We start from the raw sequence: 23,684 nt of genomic DNA on the forward strand, positions 1-23,684 counted from the left end.
CTCTTTTCATTATTGATAAATAGAGGCTGGCACCTGCACATTCCGGATTCCCGCTGCATAAGGCCCCAAGTCATACTGGCCAAAGACGATGGCGATCCCGTTTGCCGTAAAGTAAAACATTGTGTCTTTGTTTAGGGTTATATCCTCTTTCTTAACATCAGGGAAAAACAGCTCATCGTGTTTTTTGATATAGCTATATAGATAATCTCTCGTTTTGCTGACTTTTGTTTTGGTGTTCAGAATCTGATCCAGCGTCACCCGCTTTTGTGCTTTCAAGTCATAGTTGAAGGACTGGACAGACGTTAGACCGTGGGCGCCCCCTGAATAGATATAATTGAGTGTTTGAATGCTGAGCTTGCCTGCCGCATTGTATTTGACGCTGAAGGATGTTTGATATTCCGTTTTAAAGCCCTGCTGTTCGCCTGCTTTTTTGTTTTTCAGGTATTCCTGATACGATTGTTCAATGTAGGCTTTCAGCTCTTGATTGATTTTCTTTTCAAACGCGGCATTCCCGACGTGATGCACTTGTGGATACGTTAACTCCTTGATCTTTTTGTACGTATGGGTGCTGACAGTCGGTGTTTTCGTTTGAACTGCTTTTAGAGATGGGGCCGCATATGCAACTATGGAAAAAAGCAAGACTGCAATCCCCGCTGCTTTCAGCATGTTATTCCATTTCATACGATCTCCTCCTTTGATGTCGTTGTTTAACATTCTCTTATTTAAGCAATACACACTTTTATAGACTGATTAAATTGAAAGAAGTTTCTAGGTCTAACAGCATGATTTTTCCAATAAAAAAAGAGACACAGGATGTCTCTTTTTTTACTGTTTGCGCCCAGAAATCGCTTCATGAACGGCCTGTGCCAAATCTGTATTTCCGAACATCTCTAATACCGCAATGACAGTCTGGTCCGGAATGTGCTCTGCTTCGTGTTTTGGCACGACAAGATCGTCCATGGTTTTTTTCAAGCTTTCATTCAGCTTTTGCTGCGGATACGCTTTGGCGTACAGCTCCATCGGATCAAGATCATGGTTCACGCACCATTGGGCAAACACCAAAATCATCATATTTTCATCGCGTTCGTAAGCTTCAGCGAGCTGTTTTTCGTTCATTTGTCATGCTCCTTATGAAAAGTATCTTCCTTAAAGATACAGGAGCCGATCAAATTCGTCTATCCCAATGGCGATGAGCGGCAACCGCATCGATAAATGCCTTGCTGAATGCGGTGTAGTCAGGTTCTTCTTTAGCCGTTACGATGCCTGGTCCCTCTGTTGTCCCGACAGAGGATTGAAGAAGGTCAATTCCTTCATTTGCCGCACCGATCGCCTTGTAGTGATTGTAAGCTTCTCTGATAAACGCCATCGCTTGTTTGTTGTCTTTTAACTCCAGCCCTCCTGCGGCATAGACGGCATCATACAGAACAGAATCAACCGTCAGGAACGTGCCGCTGGCCTCAAGCTGCTGTCCGCTGCCGCTTGTCATATACCCCAGATTTTGACTGATGATATCTACTGTGACTCCTTCTTGCTTTAAGGCTTCCAGCACTGTTTGCAGCTCTTTTTCATGAAATCCGTTTCCGGCGAGTACAGCGACTTTTCTTGTTGACGCGGTTTTCACTGTACGGGCTTGGCTTAACGCAGGCGAAGTAAGAATTTCTTTAGATGCTTTACGCTTCGCGGGCGCCGCCACGCCTACTCCTTTGGCGATTTCTTCTGCTAAATCTGCATCGACATTGCTGAAGACATCAACGACCTGCCGCTGTACGTCTTTGCTTTTGACCTTCCCGACCTCGAAGCAGAAAGCAGAAATGATGTGCTGTTTCTCCACAGGAGACATGCTGTTCCAGAAAAGCTTCGCCTGTGAGTAATAATCGTTGAAGCTGTCGCTTCGCTGGCGGATTTTTTTGCCCTCGACTTTTTCCTGATAGTGGACGTAGCCGCCTTCTTCAGCTGTCGCAGGCGACGGATCATTGTTTTGCAGTGAGTTTTTATGATAAGCGACAGGTCCCTTATTGATCGTCATCCGGTGATAGCCGTCGTATTGGTTGTTATGGAATGGACAGACCGGCCGGTTAATCGGAATCTCATGGAAGTTCGGGCCGCCAAGACGGATGAGCTGTGTATCCGTATAAGAGAAAAGCCGCCCCTGCAATAGCGGGTCATTGGTAAAATCGATGCCCGGCACGACATTTCCCGGGTGGAATGCGACTTGTTCTGTTTCCGCAAACACATTATCCTGATTGCGGTTCAGCGTCATTTTTCCAATGATCTTCACCGGCACAAGCTCTTCCGGCCACAGCTTAGTTGGGTCAAGAATATCAAAATCAAACTTGAATTCATCTTCCTCATCAATCATCTGCACGCCGAGCTCGTATTCAACCTTGCCGCCGTTTTCAATTGTTTCCCACAGGTCACGGCGGTGGAAATCTGGATCTTTCCCGGCAATTTTTTGCGCTTCATCCCATACGAGAGAATGCACGCCGAGCACCGGCTTCCAGTGAAATTTCACGAAACGTGCCTTTCCTTGTTCATTGACAAAACGGAACGTGTGAACGCCGAAGCCTTCCATCATTCTGTAGCTGCGCGGGATGCCTCTGTCTGACATCGTCCACATCACCATGTGAGCCGACTCAGGGTTATTGGCGACAAAATCCCAAAACGTATCGTGAGCAGTCGCGGCCTGAGGCATTTCATTGTGTGGCTCAGGCTTAAACGCATGAACCAAATCCGGAAATTTGATCGCATCCTGAATGAAAAACACCGGAATGTTATTTCCCACAAGGTCATAGTTTCCTTCTTCAGTATAAAATTTTGTCGCAAAGCCTCTGGCATCCCGCACCGTGTCTGCGGAGCCTTTAGAACCCGCGACCGTAGAAAAACGGACAAATACCGGTGTCTTCACCGAAGGGTCCTGAAGAAATTTGGCCCGTGTATATTCCGTCATTGGTTCGTAAACCTGAAAAAAGCCATGCACGCCATACCCGCGCGCATGCACAACGCGCTCCGGAATCCTCTCATGGTCAAAGTGCGTCATTTTCTCCCGAAAGTGAAAATCCTCCATCAGCGTCGGACCGCGAACCCCGGCTTTTAACGAATGCTCATCCTCTGACACTCGCAAGCCTTGGTTTGTCGTCATTTTCTTCCCGCTGTTATCGGTCCTGTACTGCTCAAGCTGCTCGTCCTTTGAGTGTTCATTTACACGTTTGTTTTGGTCATCACTCATGTCTGCTCCCCCTTTTTAAAACGAAACATTCTACAGCACATTTACCCGTGGCGTTCTTCATATAAACTGCTAATCCGCTCATTAGGATTTTTGGTCTACATATAAATATGCGGTCATACACATTTGAAATAAGCCTTCTTCACAGAAAGAAAGGATGGAAGCGCTTACTAAAAAAGCTGTTGAATAGGGGAGGTCATATCATGCTTGCCATACTCGGTTTTGTGATGATGATTGTCTTTATGTACCTTATTATGTCTAACCGGCTTTCCGCTCTTATTGCTTTGATTGTCGTTCCTATTGTGTTCGCCCTGATCAGCGGATTTGGCAAAGATCTCGGCGAGATGATGATTCAGGGCGTTACAGACCTCGCCCCTACCGGTATCATGCTGTTATTCGCCATCCTGTATTTCGGCATTATGATTGACTCAGGCCTGTTTGATCCTCTCATTGCCAAAATCTTATCGTTTGTCAAAGGAGATCCGTTAAAAATCGCCGTAGGCACAGCGGTTCTGACCATGACCATTTCGCTGGACGGAGATGGGACAACAACCTATATGATTACCATTGCAGCAATGCTGCCTCTCTACAAACGGCTCGGCATGAACCGTTTGGTGTTAGCGGGAATAGCGATGCTCGGTTCGGGGGTTATGAATATTATCCCGTGGGGCGGGCCGACTGCGAGGGTTTTGGCCTCCTTAAAATTGGACACGTCAGAGGTTTTCACGCCGCTGATTCCCGCTATGATCGCCGGCATTCTCTGGGTGATCGCCGTTGCTTATATCCTCGGAAAGAAAGAGCGGAAGCGGCTCGGCGTCATTTCGATTGATCACGCACCGTCTTCCGATCCGGAGGCCGCACCGCTCAAGCGTCCCGCTCTTCAATGGTTTAACCTGCTGCTGACTGTCGCTCTGATGGCCGCACTGATCACCAGCCTGCTGCCGCTTCCTGTTCTTTTTATGACTGCGTTCGCCGTTGCCTTGATGGTTAACTATCCAAATGTCAAAGAGCAGCAGAAACGAATCTCGGCGCATGCGGGTAATGCGTTAAACGTTGTCTCGATGGTGTTTGCTGCGGGCATATTCACAGGCATTCTCTCCGGCACAAAAATGGTGGATGCCATGGCGCATTCTCTCGTTTCACTCATCCCTGATGCCATGGGCCCGCACCTGCCGTTGATCACTGCGATCGTCAGCATGCCCTTCACCTTTTTCATGTCGAATGACGCCTTTTACTTCGGTGTCCTTCCCATCATCGCCGAAGCCGCTTCCGCTTACGGAATAGACGCCGCTGAAATCGGAAGGGCCTCCTTGCTGGGGCAGCCTGTGCATCTGCTCAGCCCGCTTGTGCCTTCCACCTATCTATTGGTAGGAATGGCAGGCGTCAGCTTTGGCGACCATCAAAAATTCACTATTAAATGGGCCGTAGGAACAACGATTGTGATGACGATTGCCGCACTTTTGATTGGGATTATTTCTTTCTAAATGTATGAGCTTGATCGTAGCATTGAGTGAGTACGTGATTTACAGAGGGGAGAAGATCAAATAGGATATTATGAGTGAATAGAAGATTCACGCCAACAACTTCTCATTACAATCATAAGAGCCTGCTATATTGCAGCAGGCTCTTTCACATTTGGCATTATTTTTTTGTATAGCGCACCCAGTCATAATGAGCGTATAGCGGATTTACACCATTGTAGGAGCCAAGCCATTCATCGACACCCGTGCCATTCCACAAGTTCATCATGATCTTTCCAGGTGTTGTCGGAATTTGGTTTGTTGCAGTATGTTTTAATTGCCCGTCGACATACCATTTAATAGAGTTTTGCTGCCAATCGAATGCATACGTATGATAGGCATTGGCTGCATCAAACCCGAGATCAACAATCTTCTCATGGTTTCCTGCACCATTTGTATAATAGTTAAATTGAACCTTCGTTGTGTCTTTTCCTAAAAATTCGATATCAATCTCATCCCAAGGAGTTCCATCTGTTGGACCTGTGTAAGTGAAGAACGATGAAACGATCCCTGTGTTTTTAGCTGGTTTCATTCTGACTTCATAAAGTCCATAGCCATATGTTTGAACAGAACGGTTTTCCCCGCAGTCAAACTTGTTATAAGATGGGCTTGTTAGCGCTAAACGCATTTCACCCAATGACGTCATTGATACGTTATTAGCCCGCCACGTGCAGTTGAACATATTTCCATTCGAATAACCATCTGCTTTTTGCCAAAAACCGGAGTTATAGCCGTTAAAAGGGTCAAAAAACGATCCACCTGTTTGAGCCGAGGCAGTAGAAGTGACTGCAAACAAACTCATAAACAATCCAGTGACAAGAAGCAGCAACACTCGTTTCAGATAAGGCATATTGGCATTCCCCTTTCATCGAAAGCGTTTTCTATGTTGATCTTACATGATTCTTCTAAAAGGGAACATCGGTCAAAATAATGATAATATCGAATCTTACTGACTTGAATCCTGTAACTATCATCATCTTCCCTCTGAAAAAAATAAAAACCTAAATTACCATCAGCACAGACAGAGATGATCCGCACTCATTGTAATTTAGGTTTTGCCTGCTTTATCAGTAACAATCCTGCCATTTTCATATGTGAATGTAAGAAAAAGTGAACACAAGGAAACACAAATGTCAGCGCTCTCATTATGCTTGTTTAACTACCCTTTCTATGTGAATGGTTAAATACAGCAGCTCGTCACTTGTGAGCTTGTGCTCATACTCCCGCTCAATGTAGGTTTGGATTTTCTTCGTGCATTCATACGCGCGATGATACTTTTCTTTCACTGTATCCAGCAAAAAATCGTCCTGGCTTTCCATGTGAGTGCCGTTAAATAGACGTTGCGCGAAAAATTTTAAGTGGGTGACGAACCGATAATAGTGAAGCGATTCTTCGTTGAATTCAATCTTAAAATGGTATTTTACAATACTCAAAATCTCTTGCATGACTTTTGTAATGTTGATAATATTGGGCATCTCTTCATTCAGCTCGGCATTTACAATATGCAGAGCAATAAAGCCTGCTTCATCCTCTGGCAGAGACACACCTGTCTTGTTTTTTACCATAACCAACGCTTCTTTGCCGATCGCAAATTCGTCTTTGTACAGCCGTTTTGTTTCCCACAGCAAGGCGTTTTTGATATCAAGCCCTTTCTGGTTGCGCTGGATGGCAAAGTTAATATGGTCGGTCAGCGACACATAGATGCTGTCGTTGAGCTTTTTGCCGAGCTGTAATTTTGCGTAGCTGATAATCTCTTCGGATACTTCCATACACTCGATCGGTATATCATACAAAAGGGTTTTGAACTTTTCTGATACATCCTTGTTATCGAGCGTGAACACTTTCTCAATGCGGGCTTCATCGACATCATCGCCGGACTTTTTCTGAAACGCGAGCCCCCTGCCCATGACGACCAATTCTTTCCCCTGTTCATTGACCACGCTGATCACATTATTGTTGATCACCTTCGCAATTTTCATGACATGTCCCTCCAATCAACTAAGAACAGACTATATCTTGATTGTACATTCTTTTTGTACTAGGTCAATATCATCAGGGAAAGACGGAAGCTGGTCAGTACAATTCACTCCGTACCTGCTGCCCGGGCTGTTTTTGAAGCAGCGCCTCCAGATGGCGTTCAAATGATGCCTTGTCAGCTTTCTGCTTTTTGACAATGCTGTTCATGATTTTAATGCTTTCAGCGCTGTATTGTGTATATTGTTTTTTCAGCTGATCCAGCTGCTGTCTTGTCTTCTTCGCGTTTTTCGGTGTGACTTGGCCGATGAGTTTGATCATACTGTCTGCGGCCTCAAAAAAAGCGGCTCTATTTTCTGTCAGCTGCTGAATTTCGATGCGGCTCATGTCTTGATTACGCGTTTTTTGTAGCAAGGCAACCGCCTCGCTGTTTTGTTTTTTGAGCGATTTGTTCTCAAGCTTAATCGATTCGAGATTCTCCTTCGCAATGTCTGCTTCTTCTTCAGTCATGCTGATTTGCACGAAGTATTCTGGATTGCCGATTCCATAATCAAATGCTTCGCTCACTTGTATAATGGAACTGAACACAATGGCCAGCTGCCTGTCGCTTGCGAGGGCTTGGAAATCCTGCTTTTTCTTACTGCTCATCGGTTTGGCTGCGGTTTGTTTTACTGTCTTTTGATCACAGTCTGCGAACATCTGAGCCTCACCTTCACTTTCGCATGCGCTCATCACAAGAACTGTGACCAGCAGGCTTATACACAAGCCTATTTGCCTCATGCTCTGTCTCCTCTCTGCTGAATCCTTTCTGGAAAATACCATAAAATATAGTTAAATGGTACCAGATGTACCTAACCCCAGCAATAAATCAAAAGTATGATTTGAAGCGAAAAAACATAAATATTTTGTAAAAATTGTCGTGCATTCCATTCTTTTCAGGCCCATTTCTCGTACAATAGAAGTATCGTTACCGGAGAGGGGCTCTGATGATGAAACGTTTTACGAAACAAGAAAACAGCTGGGTGTTATATGACTGGGCAAATTCTGCTTACTCAATTGTCGTGACCACCGCGGTTTTTCCGTTATTTTATAAATCAGCAGCTGCGGAAAGCGGTGTCAGCGCCGCTCAATCGACTGCCTATCTGGGCTATACCATTGCGATTTCAACGTTTATTCTTGCGATGCTCGGCCCTATTTTAGGCACAATCGCCGACTATGAAGGGTGCAAGAAAAAGTTCTTCGGTTTCTTTGTGTCAGCCGGTGTCGCCAGCACCGCGATGCTCGCCTTTATCCCTAGTGAACATTGGCTGCTATTGTTGCTGTTTTATACGATATCGGCTATCGGTTTTTCCGGCGCCAATGTGTTTTATGATGCCTTTCTCGTGGACGTCACGCCTGAGAAGCGGATGAATCTCGTCTCAGCACGGGGTTTTGGCTTAGGATACATTGGAAGCACGATTCCATTTATCATCAGTATTGCTGTCATCCTGCTCGCACAAGCAGAGACGATTCCAGTGTCTGTATCGGCCGCAAGCCAGCTGTCCTTCTTCATAACGGCTGCCTGGTGGGGGCTGTTCACCATCCCAATGATTAAACATGTCCATCAACGCTATTACATCAAAAAAGAACCTCATATTGTCATCAACAGCTTTAAGCGGCTCGGCCAAACGATGAAACGGATCAGGCAATACCGGGCACTTTTCCTCTTCTTGCTCGCTTATTTCTTTTATATCGACGGAGTCGGCACGATTATTACGATGTCGACATCCTATGGATCAGATTTAGGGATCGGCTCCTCAAGCCTTCTGATCATCCTATTTGTCACCCAGGTAGTCGCCGCGCCGTTTTCGATTATATACGGAAAACTGGCAGAACGCTTAACGGGGAAGACAATGCTGTACGTCGGGATCGTCATTTATATGATCGTCTGCGTGTATGCCTATTTTATGGAGACAACGCTTGATTTCTGGATACTGGCTATGCTTGTCGCCACCTCGCAGGGCGGTATTCAAGCCCTAAGCCGTTCCTATTTCGCCAAGCTTGTGCCAAAGCGCCACGCCAATGAATTCTTCGGTTTTTACAACATTTTCGGAAAATTCGCCTCAATTATGGGGCCGCTGCTCATTGCCGTGACAGCCCAGCTGACCGGGAAATCCTCGACTGCGGTGTTCAGTCTGATCATTTTGTTTGTAATTGGTATTGTGATTCTTGCCTTTGTTCCGGAGGAGACCAGCGCCGATGTCAGCCAGCAGCAAAATGACCTGCCCCTTTAACTGGGAGCAGGTCATTCATCATTTATTCGCTTTATTCACCTTCAGCTGTTTCCCTTTGACGGTTGTGTTCTTCATCACTTTGAGAACATGAGGGCCTTTACCATTTAAAATCTCAACGTATGAGGCGTTATCCATGATCGTAATGATGCCGATGTCGTCAGCTGACACACCGTCAATTTTGGCAATCGTTCCTACAAAATCAACGGCTCTGATTTTCTTTTTCTTTCCGCCGTTAAAATACAGCTTCATAATGTCTTTATTCAGCTCTTCGCTTTTGTCTTTTTTGCTTTCCGGACGGTCATTCATTTTAGCTAGAAATTCTGGTTTCTTCCTTGCCACTTCCTCTTGAGAAGGGGCTTCTATTTTTTGAATCTCAAATCCGATATATTCTTCAATGTCGGCTAAAAACCGTTTTTCGAAGGCCGTGACAAACGAAATGGCCTTTCCTTTGTTCCCTGCGCGTCCCGTTCGGCCCGTGCGGTGGACATAGCTTTCCTTTTCAAGCGGCAGATCATAGTTGATGACAAGGGAGATATTTTCAATATCAATCCCGCGCGCGGCGACATCCGTCGCGACTAAGTAACGGTACTCGCCACGTTTAAATTCATTCATGACGTCGAATCGGTCTTCCTGAATCATTCCGCCGTGAATTTTATCGCATGGATATCCTAAGTCATCCAATTCATCGGTCAGCTGATTGACGTGCTCCTTCGTTCGGCAGAAAATGATGCAGCTGTCGGGATTCTCCGTCATCAGCACATCTTTCAGCAATGAAAATTTATGCTCTTCTCTTACTTGAATCACCGCATGTTCAATATTTCTTGTGGTAAGCCCGGCCGCTTTGATTTCGATATGCTCAGGGTTTTGCATATATTGACGGCTCAGCTTCTCGATATCCTGCGGAAGCGTCGCCGAAAACAGCATCGTCGTACGCTCAGTCGGCAGATGCTTGATAATCGCCTCCACCTGCTCGATGAAGCCCATATTCAGCATCTCATCCGCTTCATCAATGACCAAATAAGAGAGACGATCCAACGGCAGCGTGCCTTTTTCGATATGATCCAGAACACGTCCCGGCGTGCCGACAACAATGTGGCTTTTTTGCTTAAGCTCAGCTTTTTGTTTATCAAAGGAGGATTTTCCAAATACGGCTGTCGCTTTGATCCGTTTAAATCGTCCGATGTTCGTGATATCTTCCTTTACTTGCACCGCAAGCTCACGGGTTGGAGTTAAAATAAGCGCCTGCGGCTTGTTTTCATCCCAATCCGCCAGCTCACAGAGAGGAATCCCGAACGAAGCCGTTTTCCCGCTTCCCGTCTGTGATTTGACGACAAGATCCTTTCGTTCAAGGGCAGCGGGGATCACGCTCTGCTGCACCTTGGTCGGTTCTGTATATCCCAGTCCTTCCAATGCTCGTAAAATGTCATGACTGATTTGATAGTTTTTAAAATGACTCATGTATAAACTCCTGTCTCTTGCAGATGTTCTCATTATACTCTAATTGACGAAGGCATATGTGTTTTGACGAAAAATGATGTATTAAAAGCCATCGATTCCCTGGCGTTTTAGCTCCTGAACAGCCAATCGCGCCAGTGCGTCAGCCCCAGCGCGGTTCGGATGAAGCGTATCTCCGTCCATATAAAGCGCGAGTGTTTTTTCCGGACCGATCGATGTAAAGTATGCCGAGCTGAGGACATTTAAGTCAATGAGATGTGTTTTTTCCTCTTCGGCCAAAGCTAAAATAGAGGCCCTGTACCATCTGTTGACAGACGAATGGATGCCTTCAGAAGTAAAATCGGTCGCCCGGCCCTGGGGTGTTGATAGGATGACGTCCGCTCCTTTCGCTTTCACCTGACGAATCATATCACGCATCATCTCTTTAAATTCCGCTTCAGATTCATTATGCTTCGGATTTGTGTCATTAATGCCGAGCTGCAACATAAAATAATCCCCCGGCTTGATGTACTTCAAGATCGCCTCAAGCTGTCCATCATTTCTGAACCCTCTCGCGATCTGCCCGCCAGACGCCATGTTTCTCACTTGAAAGGTGTGTTTATCGATATAGTGAGGCAGCATCTGCCCCCAGCCCGCCTGCTTGCTGCTGTTGAGCGGATAATAATTGCACACCGTCGAGTCGCCGCCGACATAAATGGTTCGGTTCGTCACCGGCTGATCAGACAATTTCTTTATTTTCAAGGCGCTGAGCGTAAAAGCGGTGCCTGCCTTTCCCTCTGTCACCAGCAGATTCAGCTGCCCGTCGGTGACAGGAATTTGGAACGTATCCTCCGCGCCATCCCCTGTCATATTAATAACCTGAAACACGCCCTCCGCCGCCACACTGGCCCTTGCCGTATTGCCAAGCGTCACCTTCACCTCATAAAGGCCATTCGGGAGATCAACATTAAACGTGTTATTGCTTTTCGTCCCATACGCTAAAAACTGAACCGCATCACTCTTCACACCAGCCCCGGATGCCGCCACATCCCTCATATTCTCCGGTGTTTGAAAACCGTAGCCCTTTGACCGATCATATCGATCAGACGCCCTGACACCAATATAACCAGGCTCCACCGAACCGCTTCCAAAGTCAAATTGATACACCTTCGGCTCCGCCGCCTTCACTTTCTCAATCCCTCCAAAACCCAGCATCAACATCATCACAATAACCGCTGCCATCCATTTTTTCATCAAGACTCCCCCTCTATGAAAACGAATACATTAATGCATACTCGGTGATTGTTTCTTTATGATGACTGAATTAAGAAAAAAATTGCGTTGAGGAATAAAAATGAGGGGAGAGTCTCAAGAAGGGGAAAATCAGTGTGACTTCTTGTCACACTTGATCACATCCCAACCTCCGCAATAGAAGCTTATTTGGTTTTCTTCGTCATACACATAATAACGGAGTCTTTCCCATTGATCGTCAGTCGGTACAATCTCCAATGCAACCGAATCGATGGATTCAAGGTCATCCAGCTTTGATGCACTAATGTTTTCAAACCGCAATTGAATGTCACAGGTTTGAGCAGATCGTTTTCATTCAAACACAGGAATATGAATATAACGATCATCTTCTTTCATATAGAAAGAAAACTCGTTTAATGTAAATGGACCTGTATCCTCATCAGAAAGATGCTGTTTCAATTTCTCGTATTGTGTGATATTCAAATGAATTCCCTCTATTTATATGATTCACCGCCAATCATATAAATGTCCACAGCATCGTATTCAAACCATATGATCCGTTCGCCTGAGTCCGTTAGGCATTGGAGCTTCCCTTCTGAAAAATAGCTTTTATCCGGTTGAGGATCAGTGATCAGAAAAACATCATCATTGATGGAAGCTAGCAGAAAGAGAAAATCTGCAATATCCCGGTCTGCTTCCTGTAATATGGATTGGAAATGGAATTCCCTTTTGGCCAGCTTCGTCACCTTGTAAGCATGACCTTCAAAATACTCGGACAGGTCTTCTATAAATGAACCAGTCGTTATTACCTGTATCATGATTCGATCGTAGGCAAGCCCTGCCCAAAAACGATAAAACGACTCTGCATCTTCAAGTTCGCATGCCATAACGGTTTGGTCAGGCTTAAGCTCGATCATGTCCAAATTGCCAATACTGCTTATAGAGGTTATTTCCATAAAATCTTCCCCTTATCAGTTGGATAGCGCAACGCAAATCTCTTGTCTGACTTGTTCATACAAGAGAATGTGATGATACAGATCCTTATCGTTTTTGATCATATCCGGAAGTATGTCAGGATACAGCTCAAAAAAGCTTTTCTCCAACGAACGCCGCTGATGCCGGGGTATCCTTTTATTCGCCAGCACATAATCCAAACTGCCAGCAACAAGCATAAAAAACTCATAGATTTCCGCTTCAAAGCCGTACAATTCATCAGGGTACTGCTTTTCTTCAAGCTCTCGCTGTCTTTTTCTCAGTTTTTGAAGCACGTTGATCCTCTCCCTTCCGCAATAATCTCATTTATTTCGAAACAGAATAGGCGGATCATTATCTATCGCCTCCAACAGCTCTTCACCAAACACAGTGATTGCACATTTCCACGGGTCTCCCAAAAGTCCCCAGGAGAAGTCCTGATGAAAAAAGAAATAATAGTCTCCATTTGGAAATACGGGAACAGGCCATTCGCCAAATTCATCCTTAGGCATTGCCTGATGAGGACTAAAGGTATATCCGTCATGCTGCCAATCTAGTGCGTACATTACATCGTTCTTTCCAGTACCTAATTGAAATGCTTTTAAAATAGAAGTCTCTAAATCACTTAGCACTCCGCTCACATCATTATGACCAGCTTTACTGCTCATCGCGCTTGAGATATCAAACACTCGATATGGATCAGGCGGGATGATGTGATGACATCTGCTTCCGGGCTTCCATTTTATGATCTTGTTCACTTCTGACCAGATGCGGTCTTGTTTTGTCTGACTTAAAGCGCGCCAATTCATCATAATCTCATCCCTACACCTTATTGGATATCCTGCTTATAAACACCAGAAGAGGCCACTGCGTAAACAGCGTAACTTGTCAGTTTCAGCTGTTGAACATCTAGGCCTTCACCGTTCGAATCACAGCATGTTATCTCTTCCATCTCTTGACTCACATCGGCAGAAATCAAATAAAGAGACGACTTAAGGTCTGCACTGTAACAATTGAACGTCCCAACCAAAAAACCTTCTTCGGATATCGCGAGCTGATCAAATGCTTCTGAGTCCGGCTCTTTATCCGACAGAATCCACACCCGTCTCACGACCGTTTCATCAAATGCGGCAATGACTGCATCTCCGTAATACAGCATATAAATCAAGCCGTTTTTTTCTGCAAGTCCATAACAATCATCTACAGCAGGCGCATCCATTTCTTCAAGCTTTCTATCAATGTGTATTTCCTTCTGCTGACCATCTAACGTAAAACACCACACACTATGGCCGTTGGGATTCTCATCATGATAAATCCCTTCATCACATAAACCGACCCAAAGCTGTTGTTTCTAATCCAAAAGACAGCAGGAAACCCCTGAAGGCAAGTGAAAAACACTTTTCACCCTTCCCTCTTCTGAAAAAACCTTTACCTTCGGCTCGTACGATTCGTAATAAACGAAGACATAGCCATCTGCACATTGTTGAAAGAGCAGAATATCACTGTATGAAATCTGCTCTTTCACTCTAAAATCCCGAACATCACCGGAAGGATCATAGATTGTAATGGTGATACCACCTTTCAACCCTTTTCCAATGTAGACACGCCCCTGTGGATCAGCATGGAAAAAACAATCTTGGGTGTTCTCGTTGATGATTTTATTCAATTTTAATTTTTTCATTGGTTATGCTCCTAGGTTCGAAATGAAATGATAAGAATAAACCATTTATTAGCTATTAGTAACGGACAACCTAGTTTCATTAATCGTTTTGGGATAAATCTACTTTCCAATTCAGCCTTAAATCATTTAGTGTTTAATTGGTATGCATAAAACGATTGATCATCAAAGCGAACTGTTTCAGCTTCTATAGCAATCAGCATTCTGTTCATGTCAATAAGAAAGTTAGCATTTGATTGATACTCCGGAATTATAGAATTTGATAGATTCCCGATTCCTTCTGGATGATAACTCATCTCAAATACTTGCCAATTGTATTCTTCCGGATCTATTTTTTCCAATCTCATGTCGCCAACATCTGCACTATAATAAGCGGATGCCACATTTTGAAATGAAATTTTATGCGTATATTCACCTTCATCTTCAAAAACCTTAATATCAAGTGAGAGTTCTTTTTTAAACACATTAAAATCTAAATGAAGGACACTGCACCCCTTATCTATATAATCAACCCATTCATTAATCGTTTGATACATTGTCATCCCCTGCCTCTTTTTAAACAATAACGCCTTGCCACCAAGCAGAAAACAAATTACTCCGTATATTGTTTGATCCAATCATTTAAATCATCTGTTGAATGCAAATAAGTTTCTGATGAATCTTTCAAATCAATCCCACTTAGAAGGATTAACATATCCCAGACTCTATCGTCTTCTACTTCGGGGTCATCCGCATAAACATAAGTTCCAGCCCAATCCGACACTTCTTCTCTTGTTGTTTGTCCATTTAAGACACTTTTGATTTTATTTATGCATTCTATTAGATTTGTCTCGCTCAATTTGATCACCACGTATTCAAGTACTAAATGATTTTTTATTAGTATGCAAAGCACCGTACTGATATTTAGATATTGAAGCTTTTTCCGTAAAAGATATGTTCCAAAAGGTTTCCAATCTACCAATAAACAAGCTCACATCCGTATTCCGTGTGCAATATACATAAACCAAACTGGCACTTAGGCTCAACCAAAATAAAACTATGATTGAGAATCCCTTCATCGAACTCAATACACTCCAATAAGCAGTCAAGGTGCTCGAGACATTTTCCAAAAGAACAAACTAACGCACCAATTTCGCTGCTGTATTGATGAAACAGCAGAACGTCCCGGTCATCGTAAGCAACATATGACTGAGATATTTTCCAGATCAGCTGTTTCGCTTCCGTTTTTTCGAGGGCATCAACCTCACGGGTGTTGGCTGGTATTGAATTTGATAAAACCAGCTCAAGCAATTGCCTGCTTTGCGCCAGATCAGCAAAACGATAAGTGAAGCCTCTTTCTGCACAAGGGACTAGTTTTTCTTTGATTTCGCTCATCAATAAACGTCTTTTATTCTCGGCGAGTTTTTCGATCAATCTTTTTTGCATGAGCCGCATTCCCTCCGCTGTCAATTTCTCAACTTCTTTTAAATTGATTCATCATTCTCTTGTTTTCGTTGTCGTTCATGTTTAGATTTGTTCTAAAAAAGCTTGTATCGCTTATCGATACAAGCTTTATCTTCAACTGCTTAAAACTCACCCAGTGGGCTTTTCACAAAACGCTGGGAACCTTTTTGGCAAATCCTCTTCATCCCAATCAATTCTATATTTTTAGATTCTTTTGTCATACAAATAAGAGAGGATGGTAACATCTCTTATTTAATGTTCCATCAATAAATGCCCCATTTTTATCCAATGCAGAAATTATTTATAATTAAGGAAGTTTAGAAGGATTTTTTGTATTTTCAAGATTTAATTTTAAAGCGGTCACAAAAGACTCTAGCTTTTCTTCATTACAATTAATTTCGAACAAGTTGGAGTTCGACTTACTTTCTTTATAATCATCAAATATAATTTTAATCTTAATTCTGTAATTTCCGTTTTCTTGATCAATACTAAGAAATAAGAATGGTTCAATAGTCTCTAAACTGATACTGTCTTGATTTCCTTTTATCATAGTTTCGATCCCAGATATCAACACCTTATATTCACTTTCTAATAAAACAGCAGAAAAATCGCGAACGACGGCTTTCTTATTTTCCAACAATTCAAATACAGATAAAATAAATGGATCATCGTCCAACTCTTGATACCTTCTCGGTGTTAATTCAAGTTCTATACAATCATCTTTTATTTTGGCCATATTTCCTCCTCATTTAAAGTTTAAGTGAGGGTAGTTGTCATCCCCCCCTCGCTTAACCTTATTAACGCCTTCTCTTAGATTTATTTCCTTTTCCGTGTGTATGGAATACGTGTTTAGAACCCTTAGCTCTTGAACTTCCATAAGCTGTGATTACTTTACCCCTTTTATTTAAAACAACTGTAGCTTTTTTTCCAACATATTTCGTTGCCCCATTAGGTTGTTTTATTACTTTTTTAGGGCTTCGCACAGCATTCAGTTTGGCCCTTAAATTGACTCCACGGCCTCCATTTCTTCCTATAGATTGATTAAGTCCATGTCTTGTATGACCTGTGATTTTAACTGCCTTCTTCGTAAACTTATAGGCGCGACTAGCACCCTTAAATATCTTCCCAGGACCAAAATTAGAAGCAGCTGCCCAAGCAGCACCTTTCCATCCTTTACCTGATTTATATGCCTTATATCCATCATAGGCTGCAAATCCGGCATTTACCACAAGCCATACCCAATGCCCGTCCGGATCAACATTCATCACTGGGTTATTATTTCCATAAGCATACCCATTCTGATCCAATGAATCTCCGTCGCTGCCCGGGTCTGGGTCGAGCGATAGGAACACGCCGTTTCTTGGCTCGTAGTAGCGGGCCATGAGATAGTACAGGCCGGTTTCTTCGTCGTATTGGTAGCCTGCGTAGCGGTAGCGATTGTCTTTTACTTCGTCGCTTGCTTCGGTTTTTGTTGGATTTCCCCATGCGTCGTATTGATACTTGGCAACGGTTTTTCCAGTGCTGTCTGAGATCGCGATGATGTCGCCGTGAGCGTTGTAGTGATAGAAATATTTCTTACCATTTTCTGTGTAGGATAACAGCTGGCCGCTGTCTCCGTACGTGTATGATTTTGTGACGTTGTTGTCCGCGTCTGTTTCATACAAGACGTTCAAGCTGTCTCCGTCGTAGAAGTAGTTCGTGACTTTTCCGTTGACGGTTTTTTGGATTCTGTTTCCTTTTTCGTCATACTTATATGTTGCGAATGGCTTGTCTTCGCCTTTTTTGGTAACGGCGGTCAGGTTATCTTCTGCATCCCACGTATATGTGAATTTGCCGTCGGATGTGCGGTTGCCGTTTTTATCGTAAGAGATGCTTTCATCATTGACTTTTGTCAGCTGGTTCATGATGTTGAAGGAAGCGTTCACCGTTTTGCTTGAGCCGTCTTTTATAGTTGTAACGGTTTTCCGGTTTCCGAATCCATCATATGTGTATTCAATAACAGTACCGTCTTCATGGGTTTCTTTGACAAGCTGATTCAGCTTCCCATACTCATATTGCACCTTGCCGCTTGCTGAGCTGTTTATCGTTGTGCGGTTGCCGTTGGCATCATATTCATAGCTTTCCGTCAGAATGTCTCCGCCGTTTTTGTCACCGATATGCAGCGAGCTTACAAGGTTTCTTTCGTCATATGAAAAACTTGTTCCGCCGCCGTTGCCCGTAATAAAGGTTTGGACGTTTCCATTTTCATCATAATCAAATGAATATGAGGATGTACTGTCTTTCATCTCAATCATTTGATCCAGCTTGTTATACGTAAATTGATTCGTTCCTTTTTGGTCCCCATGAATCCACGAGAAGGTTTTCAGCTTATCGGAGTCACTAGGATATGTCCAAGTTTGGCTGCCGCCGCGGTCTGTCAGTTCGGTTAAACGGTTTTTGTTGTCAAATGTCCGTTTCTTTGTGGTGTTCTGCTCTTTATTGACGACCGACGTTTCATTTCCATTTTTGTCATACGTGAAAATGTACTTTTCTGTACCGTTATACGACTTTGATTTCACCCGGTCTGTTCCATCATAAGAAAGAGACACTTCGTTGCCATTTGGTGAAATGGTTTTGGTCAGGTTGCTGTTGGCATCATATTCGCTTGCTAACACATTGCCGAGAGGGTCAGTTGTTTTGACAAGCTTGCCCATGACATCATATTCGAATTTATAGGTTTGATCTGCTCCTGCCCGGATGGTTTTGCTTACCTCATTGCCTTCCTTATCATAGCTGTGAAGGATAGACGTGCCGTTAGAGAGCGTCATGTTTGTCAATTGGTCTGCCTGATCATACGTATAGGTTGTTTTTTCACCTTTTGCATCTGTTTCAGACGTTTTCTTACCAGTTTCATCGTAATCAGTTGAAGTGGCGTAACCTAGTTCGTCCTCTTCCTTGGTCACATAGTTGCCATTACTGTCATACGTGCTTTTAGTCAGAAGGCTTCCTTCAATCAAACGGATATCATCAAACCAGACTGTGCCTGTCGCACTCTTTTGGAACAGAATACTGATATCGACTTTATTGATCGGCTTTGTTTTAGGGATGACGACAGCTGCTCGGTTCCATTCCTGTGTTCCAGAAGGGAATTTCGCATTGTAGATGCCTGTGCTGCCGTCAGCGTAAGTGACATTCGCCTGCAGAGAATAGTCTTTTTCATCTGTAAATTTGACGCTGCTTGCTTTCGACATTCCTGTCAGTGTGAGATAAACCGGTTTGTCATTTGCGCTTTGCCCTAAGACAACGGTTTGTTTTGTTACTGATCCGGCTTGGGACGCACTGGTCCGGGCAGCTTTTAATGATACATCATCATTAAAGCCTTCTTCAGAATCAACGGATGCTCCGCTTACATTCCAGTTTTCCGTTGCTGATGTGAAGCTGCTGTTTTGAACTGGGTTATAGCTTGATGATACTTCGCCTTTTTCCAGCTGGACTTCATCAAACCATGCTTTTCCTTTGCCATCTTTATCTTTATGATCGACTTCCATATACACAACAGCTTTGCCTGCATTCGCTGGAGTCGTAAAAGTGATTTGCCGTTTTGTCCAGTCATTTTTTCCGGCTAATGCACTGTATTCATTGTGAATCCATTGAATTCGTTTTTGATCTTTGTCTCGCAAATCAATGTTAAAATAGGCTCTTGATTTCGCAAGATCTGTTTTGATTTTCCCGCTTAATGTATAGGTTGTATTCGGCTCCAGCTCAACTGTTTGTGTTGCTGACGAATACCCATGATCTGTTCCGGCAGACGTTGATTGGCTCAAGACCTCCAATGCCTTTGATCCGGAAAGAACTCCGCTTTTATCGGCGATGACTGAAATTTTGCCGCTGTCTTTAGAGGCAGTCAGATTCCAGCCGGATTTTTGAGCTTCAAAGCTTCCATCTTTCAAAATATTAGTTGAAGCTGATAAATCTTTGCTCGATTGAATCTGGTTTCCATATTTATCATAAACAGCTGCTGACGATGATTTTCCGCTCTGATCGGTTTCGGATACAGCATCCAGTCCGTCATAAGCAATATCCGTGACATTGCCCTCGGTATCCTTCATCTTTGTGACATCGTTGTTTTTGTTGTATTCGTATGTCTCAGTTCCATATGCATCTTTAACCGACGTAACGTTGCCATCTTTGTCATATTGATAGCTTTCCGTTGCTTTTCCGGTGCCGACGTCATTTGGATCTACATCTTCTACAACATTGTTGCCTTCATACTTTGTATTCGTTGTAATTTTTAACCCTTCCGCATCATCAATGACCTGAATCGGATTTCCCGCTTCATTATAGCCATACTGTACTTTCCGGCCATTTGGCTGTGTCATGAGAAGCGTCTTTTTATCAGCATCATAGCTGTAGACATATGTTTCTTTTTTAGCGTTGATCGCTTTTTCGAGACGGTGACCGCTATACTGATATTCGGTAAAGACAGGCTTTGCTTCGGTACTGTTAGCTGAATATTGTTTGACAAGGCGCCCTTCACTATCGTAGTCATAGCTTGTGACAGTCCCGTCTGTATCTGTAACCTTCTTCAGCAAATCATTCTCATATGAGTAGGTGACTTTCTTATTCTTAGGTCCTGTGATGGACGTCACATGGCCGTTTTCATCATAGGTAAATGTAAGCTTGCGGCCTGATGCATCTGTAATGGCGGTCAGTTGATTTTTGTCATTGTAAGTATAGACAGTTGCATTGTTATGGCCATCCACTACCTTTTGGAGTTTGCCGCCTTTTTTATTGAAATAAGCGTTGGTTTGATCCTTTGTTTTTAATATGAACTGATCAGCTGTTTCTGTTAATTCAAGATATACACCGGTCGGCGGCTGATACGTGCCATCGGCTTTTTTCGTGAATCGATGTGTCGTAGCGTCTTCATCGATATACATTGCCCCGCCATCCGTTGAGATGACAGATGTTTCTGCATCAGCATACCAGCCTTGTCCAAATAAGTGATCAGAGCTGTCAAGACTGTTGTAGGTTCTCGATAAGCCAAGTCCCGGACCGCGTCCATCAATTGACAAATCTTCTTCATTCACAATGACATTGCCTGTCGCACCATTTAACTGGCCGCTTGGGATATCAATGATAGACCAGTACTCTTCTGTACCTAGGAATTCTGCGCCTTCATGGAACGTTGGGTTAAAGGGCGCCGTTGGAATCGTTTCACCATTCGCATCATAGGCGACAAGCGTGAAAGAATAATTCTTCTTCCCTTTGTAATTCCCATTTGCATTGTTATAGACAGGTGATGGATCGAGGGCTAATTCCCCGCCTTTTCCATCTGTATGAAGCTTATAGCTTCCGGCTTTGATTTCCTCAGAAGTCGGCCAGATGTTTTTATTTTGGGTTGTCCAATGATCAGCATCACCAACATCAAAGGACTGATATTCTTTACCGTTGTAAATGTTAACTTTATAGCCCTTCGCATTTTGAACCTTTTCCCATATCAAATTCACATAACCCGTTTGACTCGATTTTGTATTTGTATACAAATAGCCAGTTACATTCTTTGGCCTAGCGATATCAGGAAGTGCCGGGGTAGCAGCCGGGGATGCAATGGCTTCGCCGTCTTTGTTGTATGCGATAATTTTAAACGAGTAATTTCTTTTGGCTCCATCTCCCCCGGCGTTTTTATAGGTTGGTCCGGGATTGATCGGCAGCTCTGCTCCGCTTCCGTCCTTTAGGTGAAGAGCATATTTTCCCGCCTTGATTTCTGCACTTGTCGGCCAGATCTTTTTCCCTTTTGTGGTCCAAGACGTCTGATTTCCGAGATCAAGTGTCTCAAAGCCTTTCCCATTGAACACCTGAACCTTATAGCCGGTTGCACCGGATACAGCTTTCCAAGAAAGGTCGAAGTATCCTGTGGCATTCCCATTATTGTAGCCCTTTGCTGACGGTGCTTGTGCTTTTCCTACATTAGGGATAACGGGCTTTGCCGGTGCGGACATCGCTCCTTCACCTTGGTCAAATATCGCACTGACGCCAATCCAATAGTTTTTGCTTGTAGCATAGCTTCCGCCGGAATTCTTATAGACCGGGGATGGATCTAATGCCAATTCAGCTCCATCCTTGCCGTCCAGATGCAGTTTATATCTCTTGGAGGCAATTTCTGCGCTCGTAGGCCAGATTTTTTTACCTTTTGTGCTCCACGACGTGACGTTGCCTGCAGAAATCGCTTGATATTCCTTACCATTGTAAATCCATACCTTATATCCTTTTGCGCCTTCAACCTTTTTCCAGCTGATATCGAAATAACCAGTGGAATCGCCGTTGTGATAGGCTTTGATTGTAGGTGTGTTTCCCTTTGGAATGGTATACGTCACTTCAATATATGGTTTATTGGCGGAGTTCGCTGAAGAAATTAGTTTTTTCCAATATTCCTTGCCGTTTCCGTTTGTATGAAGCTTAAATCCATAGTTGGCCCCGCCGGAGTTCCATGACTTTACAGCAGCGGTCACATCATAACTCGCCCACTGTCCTTTATGGACGTCGGCTTTTCCGATATTTTTAGATGCCGGTTTGGTGTTCCATGTCACTTTTGCATTATCATAATTGCTGTTGACCGTATCCAGCCAAAGGCCGGTTGCCTTTGTTCCATAATAGGAATGGGCTACGTATGTTTTTAATGTAGCTTTAGTGACAGTCATATTTTGAATTGGCTTTAGGTTGTTAAATTTCATGAACGCATAGTTTGTGCCTGTTGTTTTGTCATAATAGCCCGTTTTCAGTACATAGGCCTTTAAATTAGCATCCCATTTTTGTGAGGAGGCCGAATAGTTCGTCGTCGGGTAGGCACTCATGACAAACGTATCCGATGAAACAGATAAAGAAGTTGACGGGTCGATAGATACTGGATATACGCGTTCTGGGTCTTTCAGCCAGTTCTCGTCTGCCGTAAGATGAAGCAAATACCCTTCTTCATTCTTTTCCAGCTTATAGCTGACTTTGTCTGACCGTTCAACCTCGCCGGAAAGCTCATCTAGTTTTGAATCCGTCATAAAAGGCTTAGGCACAGAAAAAACAACTTTTCCTTTTTCATCAGAAAAATCAATGGATCCATCCTCTTGTTCTTTAGCCTGCAAATCGGTTTTTAACTGAAATGTAAATGTGTTGTATCCATTATACTGATGAAGGACTAAATCTTCTTTTATGTTTTCATTGAATGTGAAAGTCTGAAGATCAATATTCGGAAACACATCCGGATACACAATCTCATTACTGTCAGTCTTATAATCTGCTGAGGTATCTTTCGGAGTAAGTGAAGTTTTATTCGGGCCTTTCGCTTCTGCTAGTGAATATGTAACCTTATGGTCATTATGCTCAAAAGTCGCATAAAGCCCGTTCTTCATTTGCTTTTGAAAATCTGAATTCAAAATAGCGTTCTCTGTCTCGACTTGTTTGCTTGTCGACTCTTTTAACTCAGGAGAAATGTCTTCCCAGTCGGCATCCGGTGTTTCCTTTGTATGAATAGGATCAAGGTATACTTCCTGTTTATAGACACCGTCACCTTCATAATAGAGTTTTGTATTTTCTGTTCTTTCAGAGGTGATCTCACCCTCTTTGTTTATATCTTTTGGATCAAAAGGTACAGCTTCCTCAGTTTGTTCTTTCTGAAGAGTTTCTTCTGGATCATCGGCAGCAATACGGTTTCCATTCTCTTCTTCTGTAGATTTTGCTAGTACATCGGCTGGCACTAATGAAATCATTAAAGCCAACACTAAAAATGCTGCAATGAACCTTTTAAAGTTTCGCCTCTTTCTTTTTTTCATTTCCTCTCTCCTTTTGTAATAAAAGTAATATTTACTCAATAATCTTAACTAGACTGAAATATCATTACAATATTTTTCTAGAAAATTTATCTTATTTTAAGGATTAGCGAGAGT

General features: G+C 43.4%; 21 protein-coding genes. 2 read left to right on the top strand and 19 right to left on the bottom strand.

Annotated features, from left to right (window positions below):
- Nucleotides 1-9: 9 nt before the first annotated feature.
- From bslm_RS19210 to bslm_RS19220, 3 genes are all read right to left on the bottom strand, one after another.
- The gene (locus bslm_RS19210) at nt 10-681 is read right to left on the bottom strand and encodes a DUF3298 and DUF4163 domain-containing protein (RefSeq protein ID WP_029318620.1); all 672 of its coding nucleotides are present in this window, start codon (nt 679-681) and stop codon (nt 10-12) included.
- A gap of 144 nt (nt 682-825) precedes the next feature.
- The gene (locus bslm_RS19215) at nt 826-1,116 is read right to left on the bottom strand and encodes a hypothetical protein (RefSeq protein WP_014478421.1); all 291 of its coding nucleotides are present in this window, start codon (nt 1,114-1,116) and stop codon (nt 826-828) included.
- 49 nt (nt 1,117-1,165) lie between these two features.
- Nucleotides 1,166-3,226 (bottom strand): catalase, encoded by a 2,061-nt coding sequence (locus bslm_RS19220; protein ID WP_046161020.1) that lies wholly within the window; start codon nt 3,224-3,226, stop codon nt 1,166-1,168.
- Nucleotides 3,227-3,426: 200 nt separating this feature from the next.
- Between bslm_RS19220 and citH the strand changes: the two genes are divergently transcribed.
- Nucleotides 3,427-4,707: a citrate transporter CitH gene (gene citH, locus bslm_RS19225; protein WP_003227205.1), complete on the top strand. Its 1,281-nt coding sequence runs from the start codon at nt 3,427-3,429 to the stop codon at nt 4,705-4,707.
- A 157-nt stretch (nt 4,708-4,864) separates the two neighbouring features.
- Here citH and bglS read toward each other — a convergent pair whose 3' ends face one another.
- The 3 genes from bglS to bslm_RS19240 all read right to left on the bottom strand — a co-directional run bounded on the left by bglS (nt 4,865) and on the right by bslm_RS19240 (nt 7,497).
- Nucleotides 4,865-5,593, bottom strand: a complete 729-nt coding sequence (gene bglS, locus bslm_RS19230) for a beta-glucanase (protein ID WP_014481343.1) — start codon at nt 5,591-5,593, stop codon at nt 4,865-4,867.
- A 295-nt stretch (nt 5,594-5,888) separates the two neighbouring features.
- Nucleotides 5,889-6,722, bottom strand: coding sequence for a transcriptional antiterminator LicT (gene licT, locus bslm_RS19235; RefSeq protein ID WP_003242598.1), 834 nt, complete (start codon nt 6,720-6,722; stop codon nt 5,889-5,891).
- Nucleotides 6,723-6,816: 94 nt separating this feature from the next.
- A complete protein-coding gene (locus tag bslm_RS19240) occupies nt 6,817-7,497 on the bottom strand; it encodes a hypothetical protein (RefSeq protein ID WP_019712852.1) in 681 nt (226 codons plus the stop codon).
- A 206-nt stretch (nt 7,498-7,703) separates the two neighbouring features.
- Between bslm_RS19240 and bslm_RS19245 the strand changes: the two genes are divergently transcribed.
- Entirely contained in the window at nt 7,704-8,990 is a 1,287-nt protein-coding gene (locus bslm_RS19245) for an MFS transporter (protein ID WP_082098085.1), read from the top strand.
- 18 nt (nt 8,991-9,008) lie between these two features.
- On the opposite strand, the gene dbpA is transcribed toward bslm_RS19245, so the two are convergent.
- From dbpA to wapA, 13 genes are all read right to left on the bottom strand, one after another.
- The gene (gene dbpA, locus bslm_RS19250; RefSeq protein ID WP_015250888.1) at nt 9,009-10,448 is read right to left on the bottom strand and encodes an ATP-dependent RNA helicase DbpA; all 1,440 of its coding nucleotides are present in this window, start codon (nt 10,446-10,448) and stop codon (nt 9,009-9,011) included.
- An 81-nt stretch (nt 10,449-10,529) separates the two neighbouring features.
- Nucleotides 10,530-11,678, bottom strand: coding sequence for a rhamnogalacturonan acetylesterase (locus bslm_RS19255; RefSeq protein ID WP_046381450.1), 1,149 nt, complete (start codon nt 11,676-11,678; stop codon nt 10,530-10,532).
- 348 nt (nt 11,679-12,026) lie between these two features.
- Entirely contained in the window at nt 12,027-12,158 is a 132-nt protein-coding gene (locus tag bslm_RS21170) for a hypothetical protein (protein WP_003227186.1), read from the bottom strand.
- Between the two features lie 11 nt (nt 12,159-12,169).
- On the bottom strand, nt 12,170-12,631 hold the full coding sequence (locus bslm_RS19260) for a hypothetical protein (RefSeq protein ID WP_003243382.1): 462 nt from the start codon (nt 12,629-12,631) through the stop codon (nt 12,170-12,172).
- Nucleotides 12,632-12,646: 15 nt separating this feature from the next.
- Nucleotides 12,647-12,943, bottom strand: a complete 297-nt coding sequence (locus bslm_RS19265; RefSeq protein WP_003227182.1) for a YxiJ family protein — start codon at nt 12,941-12,943, stop codon at nt 12,647-12,649.
- Between the two features lie 27 nt (nt 12,944-12,970).
- Nucleotides 12,971-13,459 carry a DUF2716 domain-containing protein gene (locus tag bslm_RS19270; RefSeq protein WP_010886642.1) on the bottom strand — a complete coding sequence of 163 codons (489 nt, stop codon included), beginning with the start codon at nt 13,457-13,459 and terminating at the stop codon, nt 12,971-12,973.
- Between the two features lie 17 nt (nt 13,460-13,476).
- Nucleotides 13,477-13,929 carry a hypothetical protein gene (locus bslm_RS19275; RefSeq protein WP_003227178.1) on the bottom strand — a complete coding sequence of 151 codons (453 nt, stop codon included), beginning with the start codon at nt 13,927-13,929 and terminating at the stop codon, nt 13,477-13,479.
- A 69-nt stretch (nt 13,930-13,998) separates the two neighbouring features.
- Nucleotides 13,999-14,328 carry an NHL repeat-containing protein gene (locus bslm_RS19280; RefSeq protein ID WP_003227176.1) on the bottom strand — a complete coding sequence of 110 codons (330 nt, stop codon included), beginning with the start codon at nt 14,326-14,328 and terminating at the stop codon, nt 13,999-14,001.
- Between the two features lie 122 nt (nt 14,329-14,450).
- The gene (locus bslm_RS19285; protein ID WP_003227174.1) at nt 14,451-14,867 is read right to left on the bottom strand and encodes a YxiG family protein; all 417 of its coding nucleotides are present in this window, start codon (nt 14,865-14,867) and stop codon (nt 14,451-14,453) included.
- 50 nt (nt 14,868-14,917) lie between these two features.
- Nucleotides 14,918-15,286 carry a hypothetical protein gene (locus bslm_RS19290; RefSeq protein WP_009968394.1) on the bottom strand — a complete coding sequence of 123 codons (369 nt, stop codon included), beginning with the start codon at nt 15,284-15,286 and terminating at the stop codon, nt 14,918-14,920.
- Nucleotides 15,280-15,750 (bottom strand): YxiF family protein, encoded by a 471-nt coding sequence (locus bslm_RS19295; RefSeq protein WP_003243092.1) that lies wholly within the window; start codon nt 15,748-15,750, stop codon nt 15,280-15,282. The genes bslm_RS19290 and bslm_RS19295 overlap by 7 nt, the downstream gene beginning before the upstream one ends.
- 325 nt (nt 15,751-16,075) lie before the next feature.
- Entirely contained in the window at nt 16,076-16,504 is a 429-nt protein-coding gene (wapI, locus tag bslm_RS19300) for an immunity protein WapI (protein WP_003227169.1), read from the bottom strand.
- A gap of 61 nt (nt 16,505-16,565) precedes the next feature.
- The gene (wapA, locus tag bslm_RS19305) at nt 16,566-23,570 is read right to left on the bottom strand and encodes a tRNA nuclease WapA (RefSeq protein WP_003243665.1); all 7,005 of its coding nucleotides are present in this window, start codon (nt 23,568-23,570) and stop codon (nt 16,566-16,568) included.
- Between the last annotated feature and the right edge of the window lie 114 nt (nt 23,571-23,684).

It is taken from the genome of Bacillus sp. LM 4-2, assembly GCF_000978495.1.
Taxonomy (GTDB): domain Bacteria; phylum Bacillota; class Bacilli; order Bacillales; family Bacillaceae; genus Bacillus; species Bacillus subtilis.